The sequence below is a fragment of the Nocardia brasiliensis ATCC 700358 genome (assembly GCF_000250675.2).
In the GTDB taxonomy this organism is placed as follows: Bacteria; Actinomycetota; Actinomycetes; order Mycobacteriales; family Mycobacteriaceae; genus Nocardia; species Nocardia brasiliensis_B.
Window position 1 is genome coordinate 5,453,206 of the sequence record NC_018681.1, and the last position, 26,071, is coordinate 5,479,276.

19 protein-coding genes are annotated in these 26,071 nt (G+C 64.2%); all 19 read right to left on the reverse strand.

Annotated features, from left to right (window positions below; all coding sequences use genetic code 11):
- Window positions 1-3 precede the first annotated feature (3 nt).
- On the reverse strand, window positions 4-1,866 hold the full coding sequence (gene eccA, locus O3I_RS23950; protein ID WP_237748121.1) for a type VII secretion AAA-ATPase EccA: 1,863 nt from the start codon (window positions 1,864-1,866) through the stop codon (window positions 4-6).
- The gene (locus tag O3I_RS23955) at window positions 1,863-2,813 is read right to left on the reverse strand and encodes a C40 family peptidase (RefSeq protein ID WP_014985574.1); all 951 of its coding nucleotides are present in this window, start codon (window positions 2,811-2,813) and stop codon (window positions 1,863-1,865) included. The genes eccA and O3I_RS23955 overlap by 4 nt, the downstream gene beginning before the upstream one ends.
- A 754-nt stretch (window positions 2,814-3,567) precedes the next feature.
- Window positions 3,568-5,502 (reverse strand): hypothetical protein, encoded by a 1,935-nt coding sequence (locus O3I_RS23960; protein WP_141692164.1) that lies wholly within the window; start codon window positions 5,500-5,502, stop codon window positions 3,568-3,570.
- A gap of 98 nt (window positions 5,503-5,600) precedes the next feature.
- Window positions 5,601-7,415 carry a type VII secretion target gene (locus O3I_RS23965; protein ID WP_014985576.1) on the reverse strand — a complete coding sequence of 605 codons (1,815 nt, stop codon included), beginning with the start codon at window positions 7,413-7,415 and terminating at the stop codon, window positions 5,601-5,603.
- 118 nt (window positions 7,416-7,533) lie between these two features.
- Window positions 7,534-9,828 (reverse strand): hypothetical protein, encoded by a 2,295-nt coding sequence (locus O3I_RS44940; protein ID WP_141692163.1) that lies wholly within the window; start codon window positions 9,826-9,828, stop codon window positions 7,534-7,536.
- 7 nt (window positions 9,829-9,835) lie between these two features.
- Window positions 9,836-10,144: a hypothetical protein gene (locus tag O3I_RS23980; protein ID WP_014985579.1), complete on the reverse strand. Its 309-nt coding sequence runs from the start codon at window positions 10,142-10,144 to the stop codon at window positions 9,836-9,838.
- Between the two features lies 1 nt (window position 10,145).
- Window positions 10,146-10,502 (reverse strand): hypothetical protein, encoded by a 357-nt coding sequence (locus tag O3I_RS23985; RefSeq protein ID WP_014985580.1) that lies wholly within the window; start codon window positions 10,500-10,502, stop codon window positions 10,146-10,148.
- Entirely contained in the window at window positions 10,499-11,173 is a 675-nt protein-coding gene (locus tag O3I_RS23990; protein WP_014985581.1) for a hypothetical protein, read from the reverse strand. Before O3I_RS23990 ends, O3I_RS23985 begins: the two co-directional genes overlap by 4 nt.
- Entirely contained in the window at window positions 11,170-11,520 is a 351-nt protein-coding gene (locus tag O3I_RS23995; protein ID WP_014985582.1) for a hypothetical protein, read from the reverse strand. The genes O3I_RS23990 and O3I_RS23995 overlap by 4 nt, the downstream gene beginning before the upstream one ends.
- Window positions 11,517-12,983 carry a PPE domain-containing protein gene (locus tag O3I_RS24000; protein ID WP_014985583.1) on the reverse strand — a complete coding sequence of 489 codons (1,467 nt, stop codon included), beginning with the start codon at window positions 12,981-12,983 and terminating at the stop codon, window positions 11,517-11,519. Before O3I_RS24000 ends, O3I_RS23995 begins: the two co-directional genes overlap by 4 nt.
- 26 nt (window positions 12,984-13,009) lie before the next feature.
- Window positions 13,010-15,079 (reverse strand): hypothetical protein, encoded by a 2,070-nt coding sequence (locus O3I_RS44945; protein ID WP_141692162.1) that lies wholly within the window; start codon window positions 15,077-15,079, stop codon window positions 13,010-13,012.
- 286 nt (window positions 15,080-15,365) lie between these two features.
- Window positions 15,366-16,994 carry an aminotransferase class I/II-fold pyridoxal phosphate-dependent enzyme gene (locus tag O3I_RS42865; protein ID WP_081594094.1) on the reverse strand — a complete coding sequence of 543 codons (1,629 nt, stop codon included), beginning with the start codon at window positions 16,992-16,994 and terminating at the stop codon, window positions 15,366-15,368.
- Window positions 16,995-17,205: 211 nt separating this feature from the next.
- On the reverse strand, window positions 17,206-18,480 hold the full coding sequence (locus O3I_RS43990; protein WP_081594095.1) for a C40 family peptidase: 1,275 nt from the start codon (window positions 18,478-18,480) through the stop codon (window positions 17,206-17,208).
- Window positions 18,473-19,345, reverse strand: coding sequence for a hypothetical protein (locus O3I_RS24020; RefSeq protein WP_014985587.1), 873 nt, complete (start codon window positions 19,343-19,345; stop codon window positions 18,473-18,475). Before O3I_RS24020 ends, O3I_RS43990 begins: the two co-directional genes overlap by 8 nt.
- Window positions 19,346-19,375: 30 nt before the next feature.
- Complete coding sequence (locus O3I_RS24025; protein ID WP_141692161.1) at window positions 19,376-21,670, reverse strand: hypothetical protein; 2,295 nt, start codon at window positions 21,668-21,670, stop codon at window positions 19,376-19,378.
- Between the two features lie 149 nt (window positions 21,671-21,819).
- The gene (locus tag O3I_RS24030; protein ID WP_014985589.1) at window positions 21,820-24,345 is read right to left on the reverse strand and encodes an ATP-binding protein; all 2,526 of its coding nucleotides are present in this window, start codon (window positions 24,343-24,345) and stop codon (window positions 21,820-21,822) included.
- On the reverse strand, window positions 24,345-24,782 hold the full coding sequence (locus O3I_RS24035; protein WP_014985590.1) for a hypothetical protein: 438 nt from the start codon (window positions 24,780-24,782) through the stop codon (window positions 24,345-24,347). The genes O3I_RS24030 and O3I_RS24035 overlap by 1 nt, the downstream gene beginning before the upstream one ends.
- Complete coding sequence (locus O3I_RS24040) at window positions 24,782-25,054, reverse strand: hypothetical protein (RefSeq protein ID WP_014985591.1); 273 nt, start codon at window positions 25,052-25,054, stop codon at window positions 24,782-24,784. Before O3I_RS24040 ends, O3I_RS24035 begins: the two co-directional genes overlap by 1 nt.
- 13 nt (window positions 25,055-25,067) lie before the next feature.
- Entirely contained in the window at window positions 25,068-26,048 is a 981-nt protein-coding gene (locus O3I_RS24045; protein WP_081594096.1) for a conjugal transfer protein, read from the reverse strand.
- Window positions 26,049-26,071 lie beyond the last annotated feature (23 nt).

The window sequence follows — 26,071 nt, forward strand, 5'->3', positions numbered from 1 at the left end:
GGGTCACCTCATCGCGGGCGCCAAACTCGCCAGCGCGGCCGCGATATCGAAAGCGTCTATGGTCATGAGGTCCTGATCGGTCAGGGCGCTGATATCGGCGCCGTCCTTGGTGACGCGGTAGTCCCGCTCGGCCTCGGCCGCCTCGATCACATTGCGCACGAAACGGCCGTTACCGGCCAGATCGATCATGCGATGCCCATCGACGACGCTCTCCGACAACTCCATGCACCGCTCGCGCAGCACCTCGCGAGCCTGTTCGGACAACATCGAGTCCTTTTTGCACGCGATATGATCGGCAATTTCGACCAACTCGTCCGCGCCATAGCTCGGAAAGCGGATGTGCTTGGTGAACCGCGAACGCAAGCCTTCGTTGGAGCTGAGGAACCGATTGATCTCCTCCTCGTACCCGGCGATGATTACTACCAGCTTGTCCCGGTCATTCTCCATCCGTGCCAACAGCGCGTCGACAGCTTCCCGGCCGAACGCGTCGCCACCAGACAGGCCCTCCTGGATCAGGGTGTAGGCCTCATCGATGAACAGCACGCCGCCGACCGCCGAATCGATCAGTGCGTTGGTCTTCGGCGCGGTCTGCCCGAGATGCGTGCCGACGAGATCGGCTCGCCCGACTTCCACGACTTCGGCGCGCTCGACGACGCCGAGGCCGGCCAGGATTTTGGCGATCACCCGCGCGATGGTGGTTTTGCCCGTGCCCGGCGGGCCGGAGAAGATCAGGTGCTGCGACCGGAAGTCCACGGCGAGTTTGCGTTTGGCACGCACCTGATCCATCAAGACGCCGGACTTGAGCCGGTCGACCTGGTCCTTAACCGATTCCATGCCGATCTGCGCACTCAGCAGTGCCGATGCCTCGGTCAGCAGCGCCTCCCGCTCGGCGCGGGCAACGGAGGCAGCAACCTCGTCGGGATCATCGCCGGATTTCGGATCCCATTTGTCCGCGCGGGACGCGATCACCTCGGGGGTGGTGACCTGAAGTCGATAGTTCTTGTCGCGCACCGCGCGCTGCCACTCGGGCCGCTCCGGCCAGAGTGAAGAGCCCTGGAGTTCCTTGAGCACCCGATCGGCGGTCTCGAAATCTCCGTTGTGCCGCAACAACATACCGAATAGATAGTGGGCGTCGGCCCAGATATAGGACAGAGGACCGGACGAACTCTCGTCGACAATCCGCTGTACCCGCGGCATTGCTTCGCCGAAACGGCCGAGGTGCGCCATCGCCTCTGCGGCCATCAATTCGGCCGCGATATCGAGCAAGCTGTCCTCGAGGAGCGGCCGGCGATTCCTGGCCGCGAGCACCTCGTCCCAGCGCTCGGTACGGAAAAGCAGTGAGGTGCGGACAAAATCGGCGATGTCGTCGTCGGGCAACTCGTCCAGGATGGTCTCGGCCTCCCGCCATTCCTGGTCTTTGCCGTAGGAGCAAGCCTGCGCCAGCGCAATCTGATCCCGTTTCGCCATCGGTATCCGCAGTCCGAACAGTCCGATGTCCACCTGGCACCAAAGGGCGCCACCGACCAATCCGGCGCGCTGCTGGTCGCGGTAAAGGTTGTGGACCGATCTGTAAGCGCCGTAGATCACCTCGGAGGTGACCTCACCTGCCATAGCCCGGCCGAGCCAGGCGTCACACATATCCGGATCGATGTCCGTCGCCGCGTGAAATGCGGCGGCCGCGTGCTCTTTTCGGGCACGTCCCGGCACCAGCCCGAGACTTTGTACGCCGGTATAAAAGGCGTCTTCGGCTGCCGACAAGGCGGACTTCCTTTCAGAAGAACTCGTCCTCACCAAACGATATCCATCTCGCGAGCAGCGCGAAGAGCGACTATTCCCAGCGGAGGGAACAGTGCGGGACTCGATCATTCCCGGGGAAACAACACCCGGACGACCGTGGCATTCGTCGGCATCGGCGCCCAACGAACTGCGGCACCCGGATATGGCGCCTCGATGATTCCGCCTCGACCATCGGCCAATTGGACGTGCTCGGGGCCGTTGTAGCCGAATGAGTCTGCGGGAAAGACCAGGTCTCCCGCGCGCACCTCCCAAATCTCGACCCGCCGACCGCTGTGGATCTGATCGTAGGTAGTACGTGGCAACACGACCTGGTCGCCTGTCGCCCCCGCAATCGCGTGCTTTACCAGGCTCGAGCAGTCGTATCCTCCGTCAGCCGGTCCATTGCCGCCCCCTACGTACGGCGTGCCGATCAGCGAGCTGGCGATCCGCACCGCCTCGCCACCGGCCGAACGGTCATACGGCGTCTTGGCTCGTCGCGGATGCCCGCCGTTGCTGGTGTAGGTCGTCCCCCGGCCTCGGCCGCGACCTCGGCGCCGCCTGGGCCCCAAACTTCCCCTGCGACGCACCGGTTCCGGCACGGCGGGCGGCATGATCTGCGCCGCGACCGCCTGTGCGTTCGCGATATCGGAATTGACCTGGCGGGTAGTGTTCGCGAGCGCGACTTGAGCGGCACTCAGCAACGCAGGACCGCTGAAGCGGGTATCGCCGACCGTGGATATCGCTTTGACGCGCGACTCGAAATCTGCGATCTGGCCGCCGATCCGGTTGCGGCCGGTGACCGTGCCGTCCCCGGCGCGGCCCGCAGCCTGCTGGACGGCGTTGTCTCGACCGGCGTGTGCTTCGGCCACCGCCGCTTGCATGGTGCGCGCCTCGTTGTAGCTCTTGGCACCGGCACCGGCGAACTCCCGCGCGTCATCGCCGATCTTGCGCGCGGCAGCGAGTTCCTGCACCTCCGGTACGCCTTCGCCGTAAAGCTTGTGAAAGGCGCGCAGCACCGCGGACACGTCGCCGCTCAACGCGGGAGACATTCGACCTGCTCGCCGCTGTCCACTACCGACCGCCTTTCGACACGGTCGCCCCAGTATGCGCGCTGAATCGCAGTTTCCCAATGGTGGTAGCGGGCAGTAAACCAGAGCTAATTCCCTTCCCCGCTGGGGGAAGACCGGGCAATCTGCCGATAACATCGGAATGAGCGGCCGCTGCGTAACATCTCGGCGAACTCATTTTTAAAAGCGTAGGGCATGACCGGTCATTTGCGGACCGAAAGTTTGGTTGCTCACCGTGGCCGATGGCATCGGCCAGGCGCGTCGACGTCGCCGACCAGTCGCGCCACCGGATGAACAAGGCCAGCATGCCGCCTCCACGGCTGCCAGGCTGTCGCCGGTGAGCATCGCGCCACCGTCGGATCGAGACCACCGACTTCAGAGGCGAACAAGCGTTCGACCTAGCTGGTTTGCTCTGGTCCCTCGTGGCCGACGCGACATTGCCGACACATAATCCCTGTATCGGGAATCCGCCGCGGTGCACAGGTGAGGTCGTACTGACGTGCACCATACGGATTCGAGCGATATTGCTCGCGATTGCGGGGACCCTACATTCATCCTCTCATCGCATGCCCGGCCGCACCGCGGAGAACAGTATCGACGCACTACAGAAAGGTCTGGAACGCGAATCTTGGAGGTCGAGTACCGATGTGCGGCATCGACCGCAGGCATTGGCCGGCAACGACCCCTCGCTCACGTCGGAACCCCCTAGGCGCGCCGACTCAACTTACTGGCGAGCTGTGGTGACTTCGGGGACCGGCGGTACCGCAGCGGCCGTAGCGGTGACTTGCGGAGCGGTCACGCCGACGTTCTCCGGCGCCATGGCGGTGCCCGCCGGGCGCAGGAAATGTTCGAAGTTTCCGTACTGTCCGTGCCCGTCCTCGGGCGGCCGATTCGGGTCCAACGGAACAAGCGCCCCGTTCACGATTGTGTGCAGGCCGGTGTCGTCGGCCAGCACCAATGCGGTGCGATGCTCCCACTTCACCACATCACCCGACCGCACCTCGGCTTCGGGAATCTGTGTCCACGACGCGGGGTCTCCAGCCGTCCCGTTGTACGCCGCGACGGCGTCGCTGCCGTTGGGATTGCTCACCGCGGCGTGCACAGCCCCTGCCACCACTTCGGAAACCCGATAGTTGTGGCCATCCAACGGCAGGTCGACGTTTCGCGGCACAACTGGTGGTGGCGGCACCGGAGGTGGAGCGCCCACCGCCGTCGGCTGCACCCCCTCCGGCGCGGCAGGTGCGGCTCCGGCAGCAGGAGGACCAACCAACGGCAGCGGTTGCTCGATTTGCCGTGCGTGGTCGAATTCCGCGCGCTCGCGCTCGCGTTCTTGCTGCCGTTGCTGCTGCGCTATCGCATCGCTCATCATCTTGCCGGCGACCGGAGCGAACTGTGCGGCAGCCATCGCCAAGAGCGGTGCGGCCGCCACCATACCGTTCGTGGGATCTCCACCTGCGGCGGTGCCGGAAGAGTTGCGGTCGTCGGCTGCCGACTCGATCAAATCGGCGAGGCTCTCGTCTGACTCCGGTCGATCCACTTCGCCGGCTGGCCCTTCCACATCAGCCAAGCCCGGTATGCCGTCGGTCAACCCAGGATCGGCGCCACTCGCGGCTTGCAGAGTCGTGGAGGCGGGGCTACCGGGCGGGACGGTCGGTCCGCCGGAATCGCCTGGAGGGAGATCCGCAACGGAACCCGGAGGCGGGGCATCGGGGTCGGCGGGCGCGGGCGGGCCCGGCGGCGGGCCGGGATCTGGATTGTCGATCTCCTCGGCCTTCTTGATCAGATCGTTCCGCAACGCGTCGATCCGGTCCACTGCAGTTCTCACGGTGTTGTAAACAGCTTGAATCATTTTGCTGTCGTTGGGAAATGCCGGCCGACCTGTCCACCCGTTCGCCAGGTTGCTCACCGCCAGCACTACGTTAAGCATGGAAACAGCGAAACTGATGTCGTTCAGTGCCTTTTCGGACATCAGCGGCAATTCCTCGGTCACCGCACCGACTTCGGCGAGCCCCTCATTCAGCTGCCTACCTACTTCTTGCATCTTGCCGATCTTCACCGAATAATCGCGGATCATCGTCGAATCCCATTGGTCATCGATCAGGTTGGCCGCGACCAGTTCACCCTTGACCGGCGGTGCCGGATGCTCCGGCAATGTCCCCACCTGCGCCGGATCGGTCAATTTGTTGATCGCCGCCTGGCCCACGTTTATGGCCTCGTTCAAAGCGTCGGACTCAGGGCTCGGATGATCGATTGCGAACCGGGGATCGCGGGCCGCGATATCTATCCCATCGCCCGCCGGTGGCGGTGGTGGTGGACTCTCGAATATCGGATAGCGCGTGGCGTTGCGATCGACAGCGACGAGGCGCCCGTCCTCTGTCAGCTCGAGTCCCGCGGCCTGCGTACCGAGCGACGAACCCGGGGTGAACGGCACACGTGGGACCATGAGGTCGACAGCGTCCTGGATGCGGAGGCTCCCGTGATCGTCGACCGAAAGCACCACTCGGCTCACATCGACCGGCTTGTCGGGTGCCCATGTTTGCACGACCTCGCCGTTGGAACGAGCGAGTTCGAGGGTGCCTCCCTCCAGCATCGAAAGTCGATAGTCCCCAGCCGTAGCCCATTCACCGACCTTCGGGATTCCCTCCTGCCCGATCTCCACCCGTGCGACGTCAGGCGCTGGTGCGGGCGTGGTGCCGTCCGCGGTTCCGGCAGGCGTTGCGGTGGGCGGCGGCATCGGCTGGTTCTCCTAAGCGGTGTTCAGGACGGAGCGGATTCACCGCCGAGCCGATACACCGGCGCCGGGGGCGGAGTATCGGCGAGCTGCGTCGTAGCGACGACACCCGAGAATCCTGCGCGGCCAACGTAGTCGGTGGTCGATTCCACAGGAGCGGTCGCGGCGAAATGGGGGTGGCCGACGATCTGCTCGTGCGCGTAAACCGCGTCGCGCAGACACTGCCGGTTCGGTTCACCTTCCAGCAGCAGCACGAGTTCGTTACAGCGCCGTTCAAAGGTCAGCTGCCGCAGAACTGCGGACTGCTCATCGACGCGCAATTCGCCTAGCCCGATCCGGTCGGCGTCGAGCTGATGCGGCAGCATCGTCGTGACCAACAGTTCATCGGTGGCGCGCAATTCCTGCCACCAGTGCGCAGGCACTTCGAAGCCGCCCTCGGCGCGGGCGAGGATTCGTTCCCGCAGTCGCCGCGCGCTAGTGGCTTCGGAAACGCGTCCTGCTGAGCGACTCAACTGTGTGTGGGCGTCCTGTGCCAGGTCTACGCACCTGCCGCGCATGCTTGCATCGGAAACAGTGGCGATCTGCTCGAGGGCCGCGATAGAACCGCCGATACCGAGGCGATCGGTGGTGTCAGGAGTGAACACGCGCAGATCCACACCTGTTGCCGGGCCGACGGCGGCCGCGGTTGCGACATCGCCGAGCTCCGTCCGCAGCTGCGCGGCGATCGGCCCGGACGAGGCGAGCGCCGACAGCACCGCATCGTCTCGGGGTCCCCACACCAGGGCGAACTCCACCAGCACCCGAGCAGGATCCGAGACACCCTCCCACGGCGACCCTTCAGCACCGAGCAGATCGTCCCATACCCATGGTGTGGAGACTTCGCGCGGCAGGAAAAGGCCTGCGGGCAACCAGCCACGGCCCTCGTTGGACGTGACGAACACGTTCGCGCCGGCCGGACCGCGCATCACCGAGACCGCCCAGCTCACCCCCACTGCCGACGTTTCGGTCGCGGCCAGCAACCCGCCGAGCAGAGTGCGGGCGAGGATCAGATCGGGGTTTTCGTCGTCGTTCACCACGTGTCCGGTTCCGCCCTCTCGAAGAGCCGCGGCCTGCACCGCGGACCCGAACGGCGTCGGACCGATCAGCGGCACCGCATCGAACCGCGGCGAGGTGCTCGCGCTGGCGGACTCCGCCCGATCGTCCATCGATCCCGGTATCAACGGATTCGCGCTGGATGAGGCGTTCCCGGGTACCGGCGCGGCCGGACCCAGGACGGGTGGCGCATGATCCGACGACCCAGCCGTTACCAGCGGAGCGGACAGACCGGCGGGATCGCCCGAGGTGTGCGGCGGCAGTACCGTACCCGGCGTCGGCGGCACCGTGGCGGCAGCCTGCGTGCCGGCCGGCGCATCGGCCTGGCTCGCCCCGGCCACCGAGGTCGGCGGCCCAGCCGGGGCGACACCATCGAAGCTGTTCGTGGACAGTCCTGGCGGTGCGACGCCGACGGACGCGGACGCGGGACTATCCAACTGCTCGCCGACATTGCGCACCAACGAACCGAGATCCTGGTCGGTGTTCTCGAGGGCTTGGGCGGCAGCACGCAACGAGTTGGCGGTTTGCGCATTCTCGTCCGCCAACGCTTTCCCAGCTCGGTAGCGCGCGTCGTAATAATCGCACAACGCCTGGTGGACCGGAGCACAGATCGTACCGAACATCTCCGGAAACCGGGCGAGATATTCGGTCGGGGGCTGTGACCATTCCATCGTTTTCTCGTAGACCTCATCGTGCTGGCGGGCGAGTTCGCGCAACACCGCCGGGTCGACATGCATGCTGTCCGGCATTTCGATCGGTCCTTTCCATCGCTGAACTCCACCACCGAGCTTTGTTCATTGTCGCCGCTTCTCAGTATTGGAAACTCTGACGAGCGGCTCGGGTGAATCTCGAGCAATACAGCCCCCGTTATGGGGTCGTCACGGGGGCATCGTCGCGCGCCGCTGGCTGGTTCCGGACAATCTGCGCGTACGCATAGACCGTGTCACGCAAGCCCTGCCGCGTGGGCGCCCCGCCCAGGCCGAGGGCGAGTTCGTCACAGCGACGTTCCAGCAGCATGCGGCGCACGCGCGTCAACTCCCCTCGTGCGCTTCCGCGGTTCGAGTGCAGTTCGCCGAGCGGGATCCGCGAGACATCGAGCTTTTCGGCGCGCATCGTCGCCGCGAGCAGGTCGTCCACGTCACGCAGGTCCTGCCACCACTGCTCATCGATCCGGGCACCGTCGCGCCACGCGCGCAAGATACGGTCACGCAGCGCGGGAGCCTGCAACGTGACTGCCCGGTTGACTCCCTGGGCGATCGATATCGCATGCGCCGCCATCGCCATCCGCTCGCATCGGTCGAGGATCGCACTTTCGGGCACTTTATCGATGCGCCGTGTCAGTGTGGACGAACTGGTGAGTCCGAGGCGGTCTACGCGGCCGGATCTCGCCGTCCCGAGCTCGAGCCCCGCGACGGCGGAGACCTGCCCTTGAAGCGGCAGGTCGTGCATCTCCCGACGTAGGCCGGGTGCAATCGGCAGGGACGACACGATTGCGCTGAGCCGCGCACCAGACCGCTGCTCGCGCAACGCACCGAATTCCGCGAGTACCCGGGCAGGGTCCAAAAGTACTTCCCAGATCGCCTCTTCCGGTAGCTTCCAGCCCCACGGCCGTGATACCTCAGGCGGCAGGTAGAGCCCAGGAGGGAGATAGCCTGCGCCCTCGTTGGAGGTGACCAACACCGTGAGGCCTGCGGCGTGCCGCATCGTAGCCACCGCCCAATCCGCTAGGGGCGGCACCACGTCCAAGATGCCGGCCAACAGTGTGCGGGCCAGGATCAGATCGCCGTCCACGCGATCGCCGACTATGTGAGCCGATCCTGCCGACACCATCGCGGCACGCACCGCATCGCCGAGCCGATCCGCGTCGGCGATGCCGTGAGGCCCGCCCCCCGCCCGGCTTTCGGCCGCCTGCGCGGGTGTCCGGCCCGGCAGGTCCTCGTATCGTCCGCTCCGATGTGACGATCGAATGACCGGCGCGGACGCTTTCGGATCTGCCGACACGGCGCCACTGGAGGCCGATTCGGAACGCCCGGGGACTCGCGGTCGCGAAGCCTCGTTCGAGGGAATGAGCGCACCGCGCGATGGGGCCTGCGATGCGGCACGCTGACTGTCGGCGACGGGAGGCCGCCGTGCGTCGGCCGCGGCGGCCGACGCGATCGCCGGCCCGGCCACGCCGGGTGCCAGTGGGGTGGCCGCCATCGCAGACTCGCCCACTACTGTTGGGGCGCTTGATGTTTCGGATGACCCCTCCGAATCGATCGTATTCGGCTGCGCGGCAGCAATGCTCGGATCAGGATCGGCCTCTATGAGGGGTACCACAGATGGCCGGCCGGTCGGAGCCGCGCCCGCACGACCGGCGACGAGGGAGTCCCCACCGGCAGGCATGCCACCGGACAAAGTCGACGCGTCGGCGGCCGACACGGGGTCCGGTACCGCGGCCTGATCCCGCTCCGCCGGGTGAACCGTTGTCTGCGGCCGAACCTCCTGTGCCACAGCATCATCGGGCAAGGCGATGTCACGTGTGCTCACGTCGACAGGATCGGGAACACGATACGCCCGCGTCGTAGGTCCTGTCGTTCGACCGCCGGCATCGGGCACCGATCGGGTACCGATATCAGGCAATGTCAGAGCCGGTACACCGGCTCTGGTTACCGCGGGCCCGAGCAATCCTGCGAGCATGCGCAACCCCGGCAATCCTGTGGAATTCACCTGACGCGCTGCCTCGGCAACTACGTCGATCACGTCGGATCGAGCGGATGCAACGATCGTGGCGATCAGTTGTCCTGCTGGTCCGCCATTTTCATGGCCGTCCTCCGCCTCGATCCGTTCGATGGCGCGATCGACGATGTCCGATATACGGCTGCGCGTCGCCCGCACCAGATCCGCCAGCTCGCTGAATGTGTCCGCCGCCGCGGCCAAGGCACTCGCGAAGGTGCGCGGCATATCCTGGCGCGCTTGCATATCGGCGAGCGCCGCCTGCAGGCCCGCACTCGAACGGATAGTGGTTTCGAATCCTTTGACCGCGCGTGCGACGCCGTCGTCATCGAGGGTCGCGGCGCCGGCGCGCGCGGCGGCCGCCAACTCCAGCCATAGCGGGGGTCCGAGTGCGGGCCAGTGGTCACCAACGATGGCATCCCAGTACTGCTCATGCTTTGACGTCACCGTACGGTCAGCTTTCTGCCGAATGCCGGATGCTCGCGCCCATAGCTGTATCGGTCGTGATGAACTCGCCGACCGTGCGGACCACGGCCTCGTTGATCGTGACCGCGGTAGTGGTGTACTCGGTGAGCGCGGACTCGAATAGGGTACGGATCCACATCGCACACCTGTTGCCCGCCACATCCAGGCTGCATGACGTGGCGGCCGGCAACTCGAACCGGTCGACCGTCATACGGGTGTCACCGACGGCTCTCCACATCGCGTCGGCGACCTCGTTCGCTGCGGCGAGCACATCTTCCGGTGCGTCGATATCGATCATCTCAACGACCAGGCTCGGTGGTCTCACCGTATTCGGCTCGCTCCAGTGCCCGATAGGAGTCCTGCGTCGGCAGCTCGAAGAAGTCGATAGCGTATGGCTTGGTGCCCTTGTGCTCCATTTCGGCGCGCAGACCGACCCGTGATTTCACATGCGCGAGCCGCGCGAGTTTGACGATTTCGGCCGCCAGCCAGGTATCGCCGTTATCGCACGCCTCGTCGGAGATATGCAGGCCGATTACCGCGCCGTCCCGGCCGCACGCGACGCCGACGGTGCGGTCGGGGTTGAACACCTCGTAACTGCGCGCGGACCAGTCCGGGGCGTCGTCTTCGCCGGCGTCCGCCGACAAGTCGTCGATCATGCGGTCTGCTCCTGCTCCTGCTCCTGCTCCAGCGTCGCGGCGAGGCTACGCCACTTCTCGTCGTCGACCAGCAAGGCCTGCTGCAATCGCCAGCACCGCGGTCCTAGGTACAGCTCGCCGGTGCCATCGGCCGCAATATCGGCGTAGTCCGGTCCGTTCTCGGCGGGACTGAGCCTGATGGCGGTGACCGGAAGCCTCTTGTCGTCGACATTGACGATTGTCGCGCCGCCACCCGGGATGAAGGTGTGCGAACAACGCGGCAGACCGGCACCACCGATCGCGCCGCTGTTGGTCGTGATCGTGACCTGCGGGTTCAAGAGCAGCTGCAGCACCCAGGCGCGCGCCGTCGCCTCCGGCACCGCGCCGTCTATCGCGATCGACGGCACCGTGGCGAGGTCGACCACCAGGATCGACTCGGCGAATGTGCGGCCCACGATGACCAGCCGTCCCACGCTCGGCTGGGGCGCGGGCAGCGCGTCGGCAGCAAGCGTCAGCACATCCGCGCCCGGCCCGGCGCCGACCACCGGATAGCCGATCACCGTGCCGGTGGCTACCTCGATGGTGAACGCGCACAACGCTTCCGCCGTGCCCCCACCTGTTCCGGCCAACCGGGCCAAGCCTTCGTCGTGCAGCCACCGCATCGCCGCTTCAGCCGTGACCGAGGTGGTCACGACGCCCTGCCCACGTCGTGCTCGGCGGCCGTCAGTTCGTCGGAAGCGCTCAGTGCGGCAGAACCCATCAGTCCGTCGTACTGGCGGGCCGCGTCCGAGGTGCTCTCCTGAATAGCGGCCATCAACTCCGCCACCAGCTCGGCACCATTCATCCGCGCCGTGGTACCCGGAGCCAGGTAGAGGTCGGTGAGTCTTCCCATGGCGTCGATCTCGGGGATCGCCGCGCCCGACGGCGAGGGACGCCGCGCACGGATACTGTCGATCTTCTCCCGCAGTTCGGCGATCCTGTTCCGCAGATCCCTGGCAGCGTCCAGAGCCGCCTGGACATCAGGATGAATGGCGCTCATCCGTTTCCTCCTGACTGGACCGAGCCCGGATCGGATCGGGGCGGGGTGGGTGGCGTGACGGTGGGCGTGATCGTCGGCTGCTCGCCGATCACCTGTTCGGTGTGTGGAGTGTCATCGATGAACATCAGCCGGTCCGGGTGCCACGCGACCACTCGCGGCCGGTCGCCACCGCCGCCCTGTCCAACGCCTGCGCCAGGCATCATCGGCATGTACGGCATATACGGCATGCCGCTCGTCGCGCGAGTCGTCGCCGCCGACGACGAGGGCGACAGAGGCTCGATCACCGGCGCCCGAGGATGAGTGGGGCCGGACGGCTGGCCCGCAGGATTAGCGGTGACCGGCATCGGTCCAGCCGAGTAGACCGGGACCGACTGCGCCGGTTCCGCCGACGCAACACCCGAGGTGACACCACTGGAGGTCCCGGTCACCGACGGCGACCCCGGACTGCCGTACGAATAGGCCGGGCTCCCGTAGCCATAGTCGTCGTAGTATTCGTCGCCGAAGTCGTCGGTGGACTCGGACAATGCCTGTTGCACCATCGGCGCCGCCGAGGACAGCGCGCTTATCATCGCGGGCAACAGCATAGCCATCATTGAGCTGGTGTCAGAGGACGAACTGGCTTTGCCGTGCGAGGCCCCGGTCGAACTCAACGCGGTCGAGTAGCCCGTGATCGCCTCCCGCGACCGCGCGTTCTGGTCGTCGAATTCCGTCCGTGCCTGCGCGACAGCGGCCGCGTTGCGTGACTTCATCGCCGTGAGCAACTTCTTACGAGTGGCAGAGATATCATCGGGCTCAGGGTGTTTCGAGACGACCTCACGAAACGATCGCATGTCGGCATCAATATCGTCGGCCAGTCGGCGCAGACCGGTACCCACGTCATCCAGCCGATTCCGATTTCGGGTGAACTCCGCGGCCGCGGCCGCACCGACCGGTTGCCATCGCCCCATCGTCGCGATGGCCTCATCGACGCTCCGCGCCGCAGCTTCGATCTTGTGCGCGAAGTCTCGGATCCGTTGAGCAAACGCGGTGGCTGGGGCGGTACCGTGGCCATCGCGCAGTTGCTGTGCGAAAGTCAGCGAATCCACCGAGGCACCACCGAACAGGTCCGGCAGCGGGGGCGGATGACGAGGGTTCAGCGCGTCCGGTTCCGGAACGGGATTGGTGAGAACGAGACCTCCACCACCGCCGAAGATCTGTGCCGCTGAATCGTCGGTCCGCGTGTAGCTCGCGCCGGACACACCCACATTGTGCGCTGTTTCCTGGAGTTGGCGGACCAGCCAGGAGGCCTCGTTCACCAAGCCAGCCGCCGCCGAATTTCGCACCGCCGCCGTTCCTTGGGAAAGCGAGTCCCGCCCGGGCGCCAGGACCCAGCCCTGGGGCTGGCCCGTCGCGGCGTCGTGCAGCACGGTGTGCGTTCGCACGGCTTGGCCGACTATCTCGGCCGGATCGACTTCGAGGCCCATGATGTCTCCTCACTCACCCCCGGTCGTCATCCGCCCGACACCGTTCCTGCGGCGATCAGCGTGTCCACCGACCCGGTGTCGCTCGGGTGCGGCTGGGCAGGCATGGCGTCACCTGGCGCGCTCCCCACCAACTCGACACCACGCGGCTTGCCGAACCCAGCGAAATCCCCGAAGGCGCCGGCCTTGCCCGACAGTTGATCGGTGTACGGTACGCGTTGACCGTCCACGATGACCTCGAGTGAATCGCCGGTGACGCCCTCGGTGTTGCCCTCCGCCATCCGGAAGACGACCAGCACCGCCGTGGTCGCTATCGGGGTCCGCTCGGGTGCATTCTTCCCAGGCTGGCCCGAGTGTGGCTTCTCCGAGGGGCTCGACCCCTCGCTCGGACGTTCCCACATCGCCACACAGCCGGTGATCGCTTCCTCGGGGCCGACCGGGGCCATCTCCTTCGAGTTCGACCACTTCGCCGACGTGCCCTGGTAAGCGAGTTGCGCGTTGGTGCCGTCCGCATTCCCGAACGCGGCGTCCAGCGCCTTGGCTACGAGCGGCGACACTTTCTGCCGAACACCGCTGCCCGCTGGCGGGAAGTCATACCAAACGCCGCCGTCGGCTTCGGGTGCCCGCGTTGGAGGTGCACCATTGGTCGTGGCTGAAGACTGGGTGGCGTGCGTCGGGGAGGTGCCGGTACCCGTGGCCGTCGCAGCGGTAGGTGCTGCTGTCGTCGTGGCCGCCGTGACCGGGGCCGGCTTCGGTGTCAGACTCGGCACCGCAGGGGGTGGAGCCACTTCCCGTGAGCCGCGCACCTCCGGCACACGCCGACCCTCAGACGAGCTCAGTACGTTCGGATCGATCGGCCGCATCTGATTCCACAGGCCGGGCATACCGTTCAGGCCAGACATGCCTGCCCCTCCGAGGGGGTTCTGCAGCCCTGAAGATACCGATGGCACTCCGCCGGGATTTCCGCTTGCCGCATCGACGAGACGCTCGAGATCTGGAACATCGGAGCCGACACGATCGTCCGACCCGAGATCGGGGACCTGAATCGGCGTGAAGGCACCCGGGGACACCGGGGGGATCGTGCCTATCTGGTCCTGCGGATTCACAGGCGGTACAGCGGGTACGTCGCCTGGCACAGTCGCCGGACCGGGCGGATGGATGCCGGGCAGGGGCGGGTTGGTAATTCCCCGTGCATTCTCGTTGATCTTGTCCAAGACATCCTGTACAGATGAGACAGCGAAGTCGATGGCCTCACCGATGTAGCCCAAAATGTGCTCATCTTTCGTCATACTATTGGGCGGAAATAGCTTTGCGTTATTGTTGATAGCCTCTATTGATGAATTAAGTGCCGACCTGAATTTCTCGAGATCCCGTGAGGTGCGATTCACATTTTCCACCACGATGCGGTCCCCCTCATGCAATTCAAGGGCGGCGTTCCGCAACCTCGCAACAAGATCCCGGTATGTATCGGAGGCGCTTTCGTTGAAGCCAGCCACGGACGAACCCGGAGGTGGCGGGTCAGGAAGGTTCGCGCCGATCTCCACAGTCGGCGGTTTCGGCAGAATATCCGGCGGCGCAATCCTATCCGGATCGCCAGCGCTAAGATAGTATCCGGAGTAGTTTTCCGGAAGTTCACGGTGAATACCGTCCGCAATAGGGCCAAAATTGTATTCGTCAGGGTAATCCGGGTTTTGCGAATTCATGTTAGGCATGACCATTTGAGCCATACCAGTCGGCTGCCTTCCATTCGCGGGAAGTATGTCCATGACAGGAAGCACATCCAGACCATTGTGCGCACTGAGCGATCCCCACAGGAAATGACTGTTCACATAAGCTCCACCGGCCGCGCCGAACCGGGCGGCCCACGGTCGCGGCAGATAATCTTCATTCTTTGCGTTTCTCCACGGCGGCCACAGTTTCGCCCCGAACTCATCCGCACGTTTCCAGTCGTGGACAGCGAACGGCAAATTGCGCAGCGACTCCCACAATCCCTTTGGATTCAGGAGACGTACGTCTTTTGATACCCCACCCAGCACACCGCCTGGTACCGCACTCAGGGCGGCCCCCGTCAGACCAGCATAAACAACACTGCTGTCCATCTCGCCGTCTCGCCAATACTCTGCGAATGCAGATGTAGCACCGCCCACGAATATCATGCCCGGGACGCCGCCGACCAATGCGCCAGCGAATCCACCAGCAGTGGCGATGAGGTCCGCCTCTTGCCCCCGAGACATTCCGAACACTTCTCACCTGCCTTCCAGCCGCACGGCGCAATGCGAATTCACGGTTATCGCGCTGTCCCGAGGACATTTTCCCATCGTTATTATGAACGCTCCCCAACAATGGGAATACTGCCCCACCTCCGATCGGGATAGAACCAACGTATTACCGAGAACCCTGGTCCGATAAGCATTCCTGGACCACGGCCAGGCTCGCCACCATCTCTCCGTAGGTGCCGATGGCTATCCGAATCATTCCTTCCATGGCCGGTCGCCGACAGGGCCGTACCAAGAAACCGGCCTGCCGCAGCCGCTCGACGGCGACCACGCCTCCGCGGGGCTCGATCAGCGCGAAATTGGCCTCGCCAGGCGTCACATGTACACCGATCTCCTGCAGTGTCCCGACGACCAGCGGTTTAACTACCCGCATCGTCTCGGTCCACTGCACCCGCGAAGCGGCGATATCGGCCAGATGCGCCCGCCCGGCTGCTACCGCGAGGTCGTTCACCTCATGTCGTTCCGGCGCTCCGCCCAGCTCATCGAGCAGCGACGGATGGGCTACCACATAGCCCAGCCGCAGACCCGGCATCGCAAACGCCTTGCTGAACGTCCGAATGACGATCAGATTGTCGTAGCGTACGGTCAAGTCCGTCACAGTGGCACCGGTGAACTCGTAGTACGCCTCATCGACCACGACCGGGGTAGACGGATGTGTCTGCAGCAACTGTTCAACGAACTCTCGTTCGACCCCGGTCCCGGTGGGGTTGTTCGGGTTGATCAGCACGATCAGATCGGCCTGCGCGGCCGCTGCGGCGAAGTCGGCGTAAGGAAAACGCAGCCCTTTTTCGTACGGCACACCCAATATTCGTGCCCCGATCCACCGGGCCACCTGACCGAAGTACTGATACTCCGGCTGGGCGACGAGCATCGTCCGGCCCGGCCGAAGCAATGCGCGCAGGATCAACCCGATGCCATGCCGGGCACCGTTCGTCGGTAGTATCTGCGCCTCCGCCACGCCGCAATAACTCGCCAGTGACGAACACAACTCCGCGCGACCGGGCGCGTTCCGTACCGAACCCGCAGAAACAAACGCGTCCAGTTCAGCAGCCACCCTCGGTGACAGCGGATACGGGCAATCCTCCCGATCGAGCCGGATTCGGCTTTCGTCCAAGGACGAGCGCATGTCTTCTGATTCCGCCACATCAAGATCCTCGACTACCGGCCGAGCCGGAAAACCGAGCGCGGTAAGCCGAGCGCGAACGCTGAAGTCCGGTACACAATCCGACGTGAACGGAGAGCCGAGCAGGCTCTCGAAGCTGTCCGAACCAGTCGCGACGCCGATCGTGTAGCAGCCTGCCCGCGCGGCGGCTTCGACGGCCGCGCAAGAATTGGCGATCACCACACAGTTCGACGGCGCTACGCGCAACCTGCGAGCGGCCTCCAGATACGCGGATGGTCCCGGCGGCACCGTCCGGTCGATGTCCGAACCGACGATGACATCGACCGAATCATCCAGCCTCGCGGCATGCAGGAGGGTGCGAACCGCATCTGTCGTCTCATCTGCCACCACCCCGATGCTCAGCGACCGGCGCTCGGCGTCGGCCAGGATGCCGAGCAAGCCATGCTGCGCGCGAGGTGCCACCCCTCCGTGGGTATCGACCAACACGTCCGCGAGACCGAATACCAACGCCTCGGTGGCCGACGGAATACGCAACCGACCGGCGAGCAGCAATTCAGTCGCCGATGTCCGAACAGATTCTCCGGCCGCAGTCGACCCATCGGATACGTTGATCACACCGACGGCCTTTCACGACCAGAACGGCAGACATATTCGTCGGCGTATACGACCGAAATCGGAGCACAGTCCGATATTTCTCGAAACATCCCGTAGCGTGCCGAATCCCCACTGAACAGTGGTACGAGAAATCCGATTACCGGGATCAACATAGTACAAGTCTAGTTATCGCCACCCTCTGCGACTTCCCACCGTTGGCGACCCACGTATCTCAACGCGCCCACCTGGTGGCCCGGAAATCTTCAGGCAACGCTACCTGCTGTACGCGCCCACCTGGCTGCGGCGATTCTACGCACATACCACCGCCGATGTACATCATCACATGCTTTGCACGGCCGCCTTCGAACCGCGACGCAGGGAATATCAGGTCCCCTGCGCGAAGGGTATCGTTCGCGCCCAGCTTCGGCAATTCAGCGTATTGTTCTGCTGCGGTCCGAGGGATGTCTACCCCGGCGGATCGCGCCGAGAACTGCATCAGTCCCGAGCAATCGAAGGAATTAGGCCCTTCAGCACCCCAGACGTAGGGGGCTCCGATCTTTTTCAGCGCAGCGGATACAGCGGCTTGGGCGGCAGATCCTCCGCCTCTGGCTACACCGAGTTCCGGCGTATAGTTCTTCCCCGAGATATTTCGCAAATACATCTGGGTCAATTGATCGATGGCGGCAGCCGTTTCCTGAGCCGAGACATCACTAGCCGAGACAATGCGTTGCGCCTTCCCCATCGCGGCAGTGACCACGCCGTGCACATATTTTTGCCCATCGGCCGTATAAGCATCCGGACCGAGGTCGGCAAGCACCGTATTCAGCTCCCTGAGCAATTCTCGGACCGCCTGCTGATCGACAGCGTTGTTCTGCGCCAATTGCTGAATGTAGAAGTACAGTGCGTTGTCGAGATTGTTGAACGCCGCAGCTTTGGTTCGATGGTATAGCCGTCGCGCCCGGATCGCCGCCGTACTCGACCCTGTTTCCCCTCCGGATACGCCGAGCTTCTCGCGCAGCTCGACGATCCGGGGGTCGGTGGTCTCATGGTCGCCATAGACTTCCCCTAGCACGCGCAACACGTTTTGCGCACGCAGCTGTTCTGCCGTGATCGTGGCCCCGGTCGTGCCGAGCGATCCGCCGGCGGGCAGAACACCGTTGTTATTGGCGGCTCCGGTTCCAGTGGCCGGACCACTCAGCGCGAGAGCAACGATCGGCAGCGTTGATAGCGCGGTTATTCCGGCTACGAGTGCAGTGGACAGTAGATACGGATCGGGCGGCGGCAGCGGCGGTACAGGCGTAGACGGAGCGTTTTCCGGTGCGGCGGGCGGCGCTGCTTGTGGTCGCGGGGCAGCCGGAGGTGGGGGCGTCGTATTCTGCTGTGGTGGTGGACAATCCGCCGGGTCCACCGTCAGTTCTACTCGCAACCCGCGGTCATCTACGGTCGCCTCCGCCGAGAGATCGCCGATCCGGATCTCTCGTTGCACCGCCCCGCCGCTGTCAGCCATCTCCGACCTCCAGCACGCGCTTCACCCCGATCGCGGTCTGCGGTGTCAGCAAGACTTGGGCCAGCCCGCCCGATACCGGATCCACCGCGATGACGGTGGCCGTGTCGACGGCAACACCCACTCGCCGGGGTGTATATCGCTGGAACTCCCAGAACACCAGGTCGCCCGGTGAGATCGCTGCCCGGTCCACCGGCTGCCCGCATAGGGCCTGGTCCGCGATCCGCTCGGGCAGGACGACGGCGGTGGGCCGGCGACCGTCGAGTCCGGCATGCGATACGCACCCACGCCGAACCGCGCTTCCCGCTTCTGGCACGACCCGCGATTCGAGGGCGTCTGTGGCCGGATAGTGACAACCAGCCGATCCGGTGGCGAGCGACGCGTGGTAGGTCACCCACCTCGCGAAGGCCGCAGCATCGACCGGAGCGGCGGACCCTCCTCCCGTGGCATGCCGGCCGAGCGCAGCGAGCGCCAACCAGCCGGCACAGTCGGCCGCGGGACCAGCGTTGCGGGCCCGCGATATCGGCCCTCGATAGTCCGCCACCTGCACCGCCGCGATGCATTCGCCCAGCCACTCCGGTACGTCGGTGGCTGTCGGCGGAATGGTCAGACTCGCATATGGGTTGGCGGTCGGCAAGTTCGTCGTACGCGCGTCCCTCGATGCCGGCGTGGGTACCGCATCGGCTCGTCCTGCGCGAGTTGTCGTCACGGGCTCGGAGGGATCTGGGCCGATCGCGTTCGCGCATTGCTGGCGCAGGTCTGTATAGCCTTCTGCCAGCATGCTGGTCGTGCTGATCAACGCCACCACGAGCACCGCGAACGCGATCGCAGGTAGCAGCGCAACGATCAAGATCGCTCGAAACAGCATGCGGTTCTCCGTTCGGCAGACTTCGGTCGGTCACCCTGCGGATGGATTAGCCGGAGACCTGTTGATGCCAGCGGGCCACATGTCCTCTGCCTCGGCAAAAGCGGTATACCTGCGTAGGTCCCGCACGGCAGCCTGCGCAGCCGGTGAATCCAGCGAACTCGACTCGAGGATGGTATTCAACGGATTCAGGCATTGTAGCGAGCGCTCGTATCCGATGTAATTCATCGCCTGCCACGCCTCTTCTCCCGTCAGATCAACTGATGCGCCGCCCAGCGTAACTCTGGAAATTCCTAGCGGTGCCCCTTCGCCTGCCTTCCACAGGCTTTCCAGCTCCTTTCTGTTCGGAGCAGCCATATAGTTATCGACATGTGTTCTCAATTCACCGGGCAGTGACTGCGGCGAATACGCCCGCACCAGATTCAGCCCCTTTTGCTCCAGCACCGACATGTGTACGGCGTCGGGACGTTCCACATATTGGTCCACCGCCGCACGGAACTCGGACAGCGGCTTGAACCTGGCGAGATTATCCTCCTGCATCGCATGAGTACGCCGGAAGGCAGCGATCATTCTTGCATTGACCCGAGGGTCGTCCGACATCACCAGCACCGACGACAACGCCCGGTCGAAGCCATAACCAGATTCCTGATCCAGGCTGTTCACCACGTGCGCAATGCCGCGCAAAGTATGCCTTCGATCACCGAATCCGATGACGGAGTCCCTCGACATATCGCCAATGGTACGAAGCCCCGGCGGAACGCCCGAACCGCGGAACCTCAGCGGATCCTTGATCGCCGCGCCGGAGATATCTGTCAGCTGGGCAAAGCTGCGGTAGGAGTCCGTGTACTCAGGAGCGATCGAGGTCCACGCCAAACGCTGTCCGCGTCTGATCGCCTCAGTTCCCCTCGAATCGAAGGAAAACGGATTGCCGGCCATCCGGAACAGTCTCCCGGTCAACGGCGAACCGCTGATAGCGGCCAACATCGAAAGCCCTGCGAGCGTCTTCAGCGTCGTGGAGGAGTCTTCCGACTTACCCATGCCTAGCGCTGCCGCTCCGCCGCCGCCACCTCCGCCTCCTTTGCCCTTGCCACCTACGTCCTGGAGCTTCTGTGCGAATCGATTCGACACCCAGTGCTCCGCGCTGCGCATCGCTTTGGCGATCTTGCGCGCTCGAACGATGAATACCAGATGTAGTAACGCACCCAGTACGAGCATCTGCATGTGATCGTCCGGACTACTGAACAGGCTGCCGTTGAGGAACATATAGACACCGAGAAGCATGGTGAACAAAGACATCTCGGCTGATGAGATTGCAATCCCGACACCGCTGGATATCAGCGAGACCTGCGGCGGGCCATGGATGAACCCCAAAGTTGCCAACCCCAATATCATCATGAAGAGGTTGAAGACGACGTCGAACACCGCTCGGATCACCTTGTATCCGATATAGAGTGCGAACAAGAGAAAGAACATGGACGAGCCGCCCATAACAATGCCGGTACCCAACTGCCCCCAGGTCGGATTGTCGATCGCGTTGCGCGCGACCAGATCCTGACACGTCTCCATGCCTTGTCGAACCTGCTCGCTGTCGCCGGACTCGATCCCCTTGGACCATGCCACCCGGCATGCGGGACGCTGGTCGACAACGTGCCCGAAGTTCCATGTCTGTAATGGCTTTCGCCCGAAGTTGTCCGCCATGTGGGTTTGCATCCGGGCAACCAGCTTATCTGGATCCGTACCCACCTCGCCGTTCAAGCCGGACGCGACGGCGAGTCCGAAGTCTCGTCCCATGACCAGCGGGCCATCCGACGAGAAGATGGTCGCCATGGGATTGAGCAGCAAGGCAGGAGCCAAAACCGCTATGCCGGTCATAAACATAATCTGGTACGCGGCTTTGGCGTGGAACCCGCGGACGAAGAAATATATGGTGAAGAAAGACCCGATCGTCCCTGAGAGCAGCAGCACGGGTGGTGTGACGATAGCTCGCGTGTACGAATCGGCAAGGTCGTGCAACGGGTCCTCGAAGCTGCTCATCCAGGAGAAACTGACCACACTGCCGATCAGATAGATCGGGGTGATCGTCAGGATTCCCCAACCGACCATGACGCAGTCCGTCGATGTGGCGAGCACAAATTTGGCGGGAGCCAGAAATCCGCCGTCGTCATGTGCCACGAAATACTGTGACATCTCGACGCCCTCGGAGTCCCGGACGTCCATCCAGCTCAGGGCACTGTTGCCCGCATTGACGCCTGGTGTCGTAGTCGACCCTCCCTGGGCCGTCGCAATCGCACCGAGCAGGCCGGGAAACACGAACAACGCGAAAACCACGACGCACAACCACAGCATCGCCCGACGGCGCCGAGTCGCCCGCGTCCAGGTACGGAACCGCCGCAACACCGCCCAGGGAGTCCACCGCTCCCAGTCGGTAGACCCCGATCCGGCAGTCTGTCCGGAGTCACTCTCGCACGCCCGGATAGTCATCGCTTTTCCAACCGACCCGGCAGTGCCGGCCTCCGCCCAGCCACGCCAGGCGTGCTGCTGATGACCGCAGCACGGTCAGGTCGCGCGGGGCCGAGCACCTTGCCGCGACCGATCCGGCCCAGTGCGTCGCGCATGAACATCTCGCCACGGCGTTCATCAGGTACCTGACGCCCAGCGCCGATCGGTGGCGACGTCTCCTCCCGCAGCATCTGGAGCAGATATGGCGACTCCTTCAAATCGACGCCGAGCCACTCCAAGCTGTTGCGTGCCAGCGTTTCGTCACGCTGACGGAACACGAATCGATTCGGGATGAGGTTATGCGCGGCACCATGGAAGTCGGTCGCCGGATCATGCGAAGCGAGTCCTATGGCACCGAGATGCTTCCGGCCGTCCCGGCTGAAGTCGGAGGTCACCGCAGCACCGACCTGGGTCTGGGTGAAATGGTGCGCTTCGTCGCCGATCAACAGGCCGAATCGTCCGCTGTCGGTCAGGAAAGCCTCACGCGCGGCCACCCCGATCAGTTCGTACAGCGCGGTACCGAGTCGTTTCGTCAACGGCAGTCTGGCGTACAGGTGTGGATTGATCAGTTCTTCGGCGCTCGGCAAAGTGACCTTGTGGCTGCGCACCACGGTTGCCGCCGCCGAGAGCCGCAACGGCGGCAATGAGGTATCGAACAGCACGGGCATCCGATCGACCACCGTCGCGAGACGTGCGACCAGATCGGCGTACTCCGCACGTCCCGGCTCGGCGTCACTGAGCCGCCGAGCCACCTCGAACAGATCGTAGAGACTCCGAATATGGTGCTCGGCAATCCCTTTCGGACTCAGTAGATGCGTCGCGATCGCACCCGCGCCGGAAGTGGGCGAAAGGTCGAGCAAGGGCAGCAACGAATCGAGCGCCCGCTCCCCGGCGATCCGCGGAGCGAACATCCGCAGCGGATCGAGCGAAACAGCCGGCTCCGCCAGGTCGATGATCACGGCATCGTCGATGGATGACGCAAAGTGTTCCCACTCACCGATGTGGCTGCGATCGAGTGCCAGGAACTGACCACCCATGTCCCGTACCAGCGCCGCCATGAGCTTGAGGAAGTAGGACTTTCCTGAGCCGAGTTCCCCGGTGACCGCGAAAGACGCGGAAAAGTCGTGCAGGGCGGCTTCCATGATGCCGAAGTGAATCGGCTCGTAGTGGCCCGACAGCAGGTTCACGCCGATCACGGGCCCGGAGTCGTCCCCGACCTCGTTGGTGACGAACGGAACGAACCCGGCCCACATGTCCGAGGGCATGATGTGAGCGAAGTCGTCGAAGGCCCGCCGATGCGGGGCGCCGGGGACCAGCATCGACCACAGTTCGACCTGCGCGCCGACCGGCGCGACCACGTCGATCTGGAAGCGCTGATAGCGGCGTTTGATCGCGTTCACCGCATCCTGGGTCGTATCGCGTGAGTGGCTACCGACCGCGATCACCGTGGTGAAGCTGACTTCCGACTCCCCGCTGTTGACCTCGAAGTGCTGGTGGTATTCACTCAGCAACTGCGCCTTGGACATCAGAGTGTTCTGCGCGAAGGACAACTCCTGGTCGCGCTGTTCCATTTGGTCGCCCAGCTTCCGCAGGTTCAACTCGTTGGCCTTGAGCACTTTGTCCGCGGACCTGGTGGAGATCCGCATCGCCCAGTCGACGGTCACGCCGCGCATGCCCTCCAGCGCGCTCAGGAATTCACTGTTTCCGGGGAAGGCCATGCCGCCGTACGGAAAGGAGCGCAGGGTGAGCATTGCCTGGTAGGACGGCACGAATTCGAAGTCCTCTTGGACCACCTTGACGATCGGCACGAACGAGGGCCGCAGCCTACGACGTTCGCCCTGGGCGCCCTCATCGAGCGCGGCGGAGCGGAATACTGCTGCGGTGACATCCTCGAGTACACCCGGGCGGGTGGGCGCGGCCGAGTCACCGATCGCGCCGCGGGCCAGATAGTGTTCCCAGAGCCACTGGAACATTCCCGCAGGCACGGGTACCGGATCGAAATCGCCCCCGATTTGGGACAGAATCCGGTTTGCGGTCTCGTCGTAAGCGTCGAGATCGGCCCGGGACAGGCCGGCGGCATCCAGCGATGTTGTGCCGCCACGCCACAACCGCGCTATCGTCCGGAATCCGGACGAGGTGCCGCCGACCGGTATGGACAACAGGTGAATCCGCGTCGTCGGCGAAATCCCTCGGATTCGCGCATGCGCGGCCACCACTTCGTTCGCGTAGTCCTCATGCGCATCCAGGTCGATCCCTTCGACCATCTTCGAGAGCACATCGAGGACGTTCAGGTCCGCATGTATGCCGAGCAGCAGCGACCCGTCCGGCAGGTTGTTGATGAGCGTCTGATGTGCTTGCTTGACCTCGGACTTGTCGCCGGCGCCACGCAAGCCATAACCCATCGGCTCGATGAGGTAGGTGGCGGTGACCAGTCCAGCAGTGGTGAACTGCAGGTTTCCGCGAATCGCCGCGGTCGGCTGAAGATCTCGTCCGAGGAATGTCATTATCCGGCCCTGGGCAATTGAGCGACATCCGCCACCTCTGCGGACCATTCGGTGAGAATGGGTGCGACCGTCTCTTCGATGTAGAGCGTGTGCCGTACCGATTCGGCGCTGAACGGCATACCTGACGCCGATACCGGGCGCCGGTCGACGATGAGTCGCCCGACCCACAGCATTCGCGACGTCAGCCGTACGCCGGTATAGGGAATCGCCCGCAACATGACGACCGCCGTGATGGTCAGCATCGTCCCGAAGACCGCGGTGATGGCGGGATTGCCCGGCAACGTCATCGTCGCTGTCCAGGTGAGGACGCCCAGACCGATTCCGGCCAACAGCTGCGGAACAGTGTAGGGGCCGAACGGGATTCGCTCGCCGTTCGGCATTTTGCCGACAACGAGCGGTAGTCGTTTGATCGGGGTGTAAACCCGGACGGTGGACATCAGTAGCCGTACCCACCGAGCGGCGCGTCAGGCACGATGTTCACACTTTCGGCACGACCGTAATTGAACAGGGTCGGCAGTGCGTAGAAACCAGCGCCCGCGATCACCGCCGTCAAGAGCATGGCACCGATGGTCCGCCAGTTGAAGCGTTTGTCGAAATCGCCGGTGATATGCGTGATGAAGCCGATGAGAATGGCCAGGACGAGCACGATCGCGCCGACAGTTCGCACCACCTCGACGCTGTTCAACATGATTTGGGCTATATTGTTCATCGGACTCGATCTCCTATTTCTGCGTAGGCGGAGGGATGTCAGCCGGAGTGACGCTCGGCGTGACAGTCCGGCTGGTGTGTGCCGCCTGAGTGTCTGCGACTGTGAGCGGAAGCCGCAGTGCGGGAACGGGATCGATGGATCGCACTTGCCACTGGCCCGCGTTCAGGACCATTGTCAGCGGATAGCTCAATGTCGCGACGACATCGTCTTCCGTACGCGGACCGACCGCTGCCAGCAACCGCACCGTCGTCGCACCCGAACCGCAGTTCGGATCGTCAGTCGTCAGGGCGACCGAATCGATCTTGCTGTACGGCGCGGGACGGATTCCCCGGAAACCGGTGCCGGTCGCCGAATAGCGCGCGATATCACCACTGCCTGTGAGGTAGGCGGTCAGGAACCCGATCGCGGTCCGACCGAGTGCGGTGTCCGGGCCGCAGGATGCCTCATACTCCAGCGCGAGATCTGCCGCCTGCCGCGGCGGTTCCACCGCAGCAGGAAGCGACAAGGCTCGTACCGTTCCGTCGATCAGCGATACCGCGACGCGGTAATAGCCGCGTGCCGCGTCGTCCTCGCCTTCGCGTACCGAGATGGTCACCGTCCACACGTCCGCATTGCCACTGGACAGGGTGCGCGCGGCATACACCACCGCCGGATCGGCCACCTCACTTGTGGTGGTCGGCAAAACCGGTTGCTGTGCGCTGCCGACGAATCGGGCGAGGCTATCCCGATCGCCGACGTCGGCGCTCAGATAGGTCACGACGAAATCCTCAGCGAACGAAGTAGCCAGATATGACTCCCCGATGAGCCGCGAGGCCGCCCGGTCGTCGTCGCGCGGCGGCTCGTTTTCGAACCACGACAGCACCGTGTGGCCGCCGCCCAGCACCGCGAGCACCGCCAAGACCGCGACCAAGACTTTTTCCCGCTGCCGGCGCAGCACCATTCGGCGAAGCAATGCTTCACCCGAATCGCTGGTTTTACCGGCAACTATTCTCATTCTCGGAATGGTAGAGAGCCTGT

Bases quoted from the DNA above. Each gene is read 5' to 3' on its own strand.
- O3I_RS44945 (WP_141692162.1), bottom strand. From the start codon at position 15,079: ATGGACAGCAGTGTTGTTTATGCTGGTCTGACGGGGGCCGCCCTGAGT.
- O3I_RS24040 (WP_014985591.1), bottom strand. From the start codon at position 25,054: ATGAACAATATAGCCCAAATCATGTTGAACAGCGTCGAGGTGGTGCGA.
- O3I_RS23985 (WP_014985580.1), bottom strand. From the start codon at position 10,502: ATGATCGACGACTTGTCGGCGGACGCCGGCGAAGACGACGCCCCGGAC.
- O3I_RS43990 (WP_081594095.1), bottom strand. From the start codon at position 18,480: ATGGCTGACAGCGGCGGGGCGGTGCAACGAGAGATCCGGATCGGCGAT.
- O3I_RS24020 (WP_014985587.1), bottom strand. From the start codon at position 19,345: ATGCTGTTTCGAGCGATCTTGATCGTTGCGCTGCTACCTGCGATCGCG.
- O3I_RS23965 (WP_014985576.1), bottom strand. From the start codon at position 7,415: ATGCCGGACAGCATGCATGTCGACCCGGCGGTGTTGCGCGAACTCGCC.
- O3I_RS24000 (WP_014985583.1), bottom strand. From the start codon at position 12,983: ATGGGCCTCGAAGTCGATCCGGCCGAGATAGTCGGCCAAGCCGTGCGA.
- O3I_RS24035 (WP_014985590.1), bottom strand. From the start codon at position 24,782: ATGTCCACCGTCCGGGTTTACACCCCGATCAAACGACTACCGCTCGTT.
- O3I_RS24045 (WP_081594096.1), bottom strand. From the start codon at position 26,048: ATGAGAATAGTTGCCGGTAAAACCAGCGATTCGGGTGAAGCATTGCTT.
- O3I_RS24030 (WP_014985589.1), bottom strand. From the start codon at position 24,345: ATGACATTCCTCGGACGAGATCTTCAGCCGACCGCGGCGATTCGCGGA.
- O3I_RS23995 (WP_014985582.1), bottom strand. From the start codon at position 11,520: ATGAGCGCCATTCATCCTGATGTCCAGGCGGCTCTGGACGCTGCCAGG.
- eccA (WP_237748121.1), bottom strand. From the start codon at position 1,866: ATGATCGAGTCCCGCACTGTTCCCTCCGCTGGGAATAGTCGCTCTTCG.
- O3I_RS23980 (WP_014985579.1), bottom strand. From the start codon at position 10,144: ATGATCGATATCGACGCACCGGAAGATGTGCTCGCCGCAGCGAACGAG.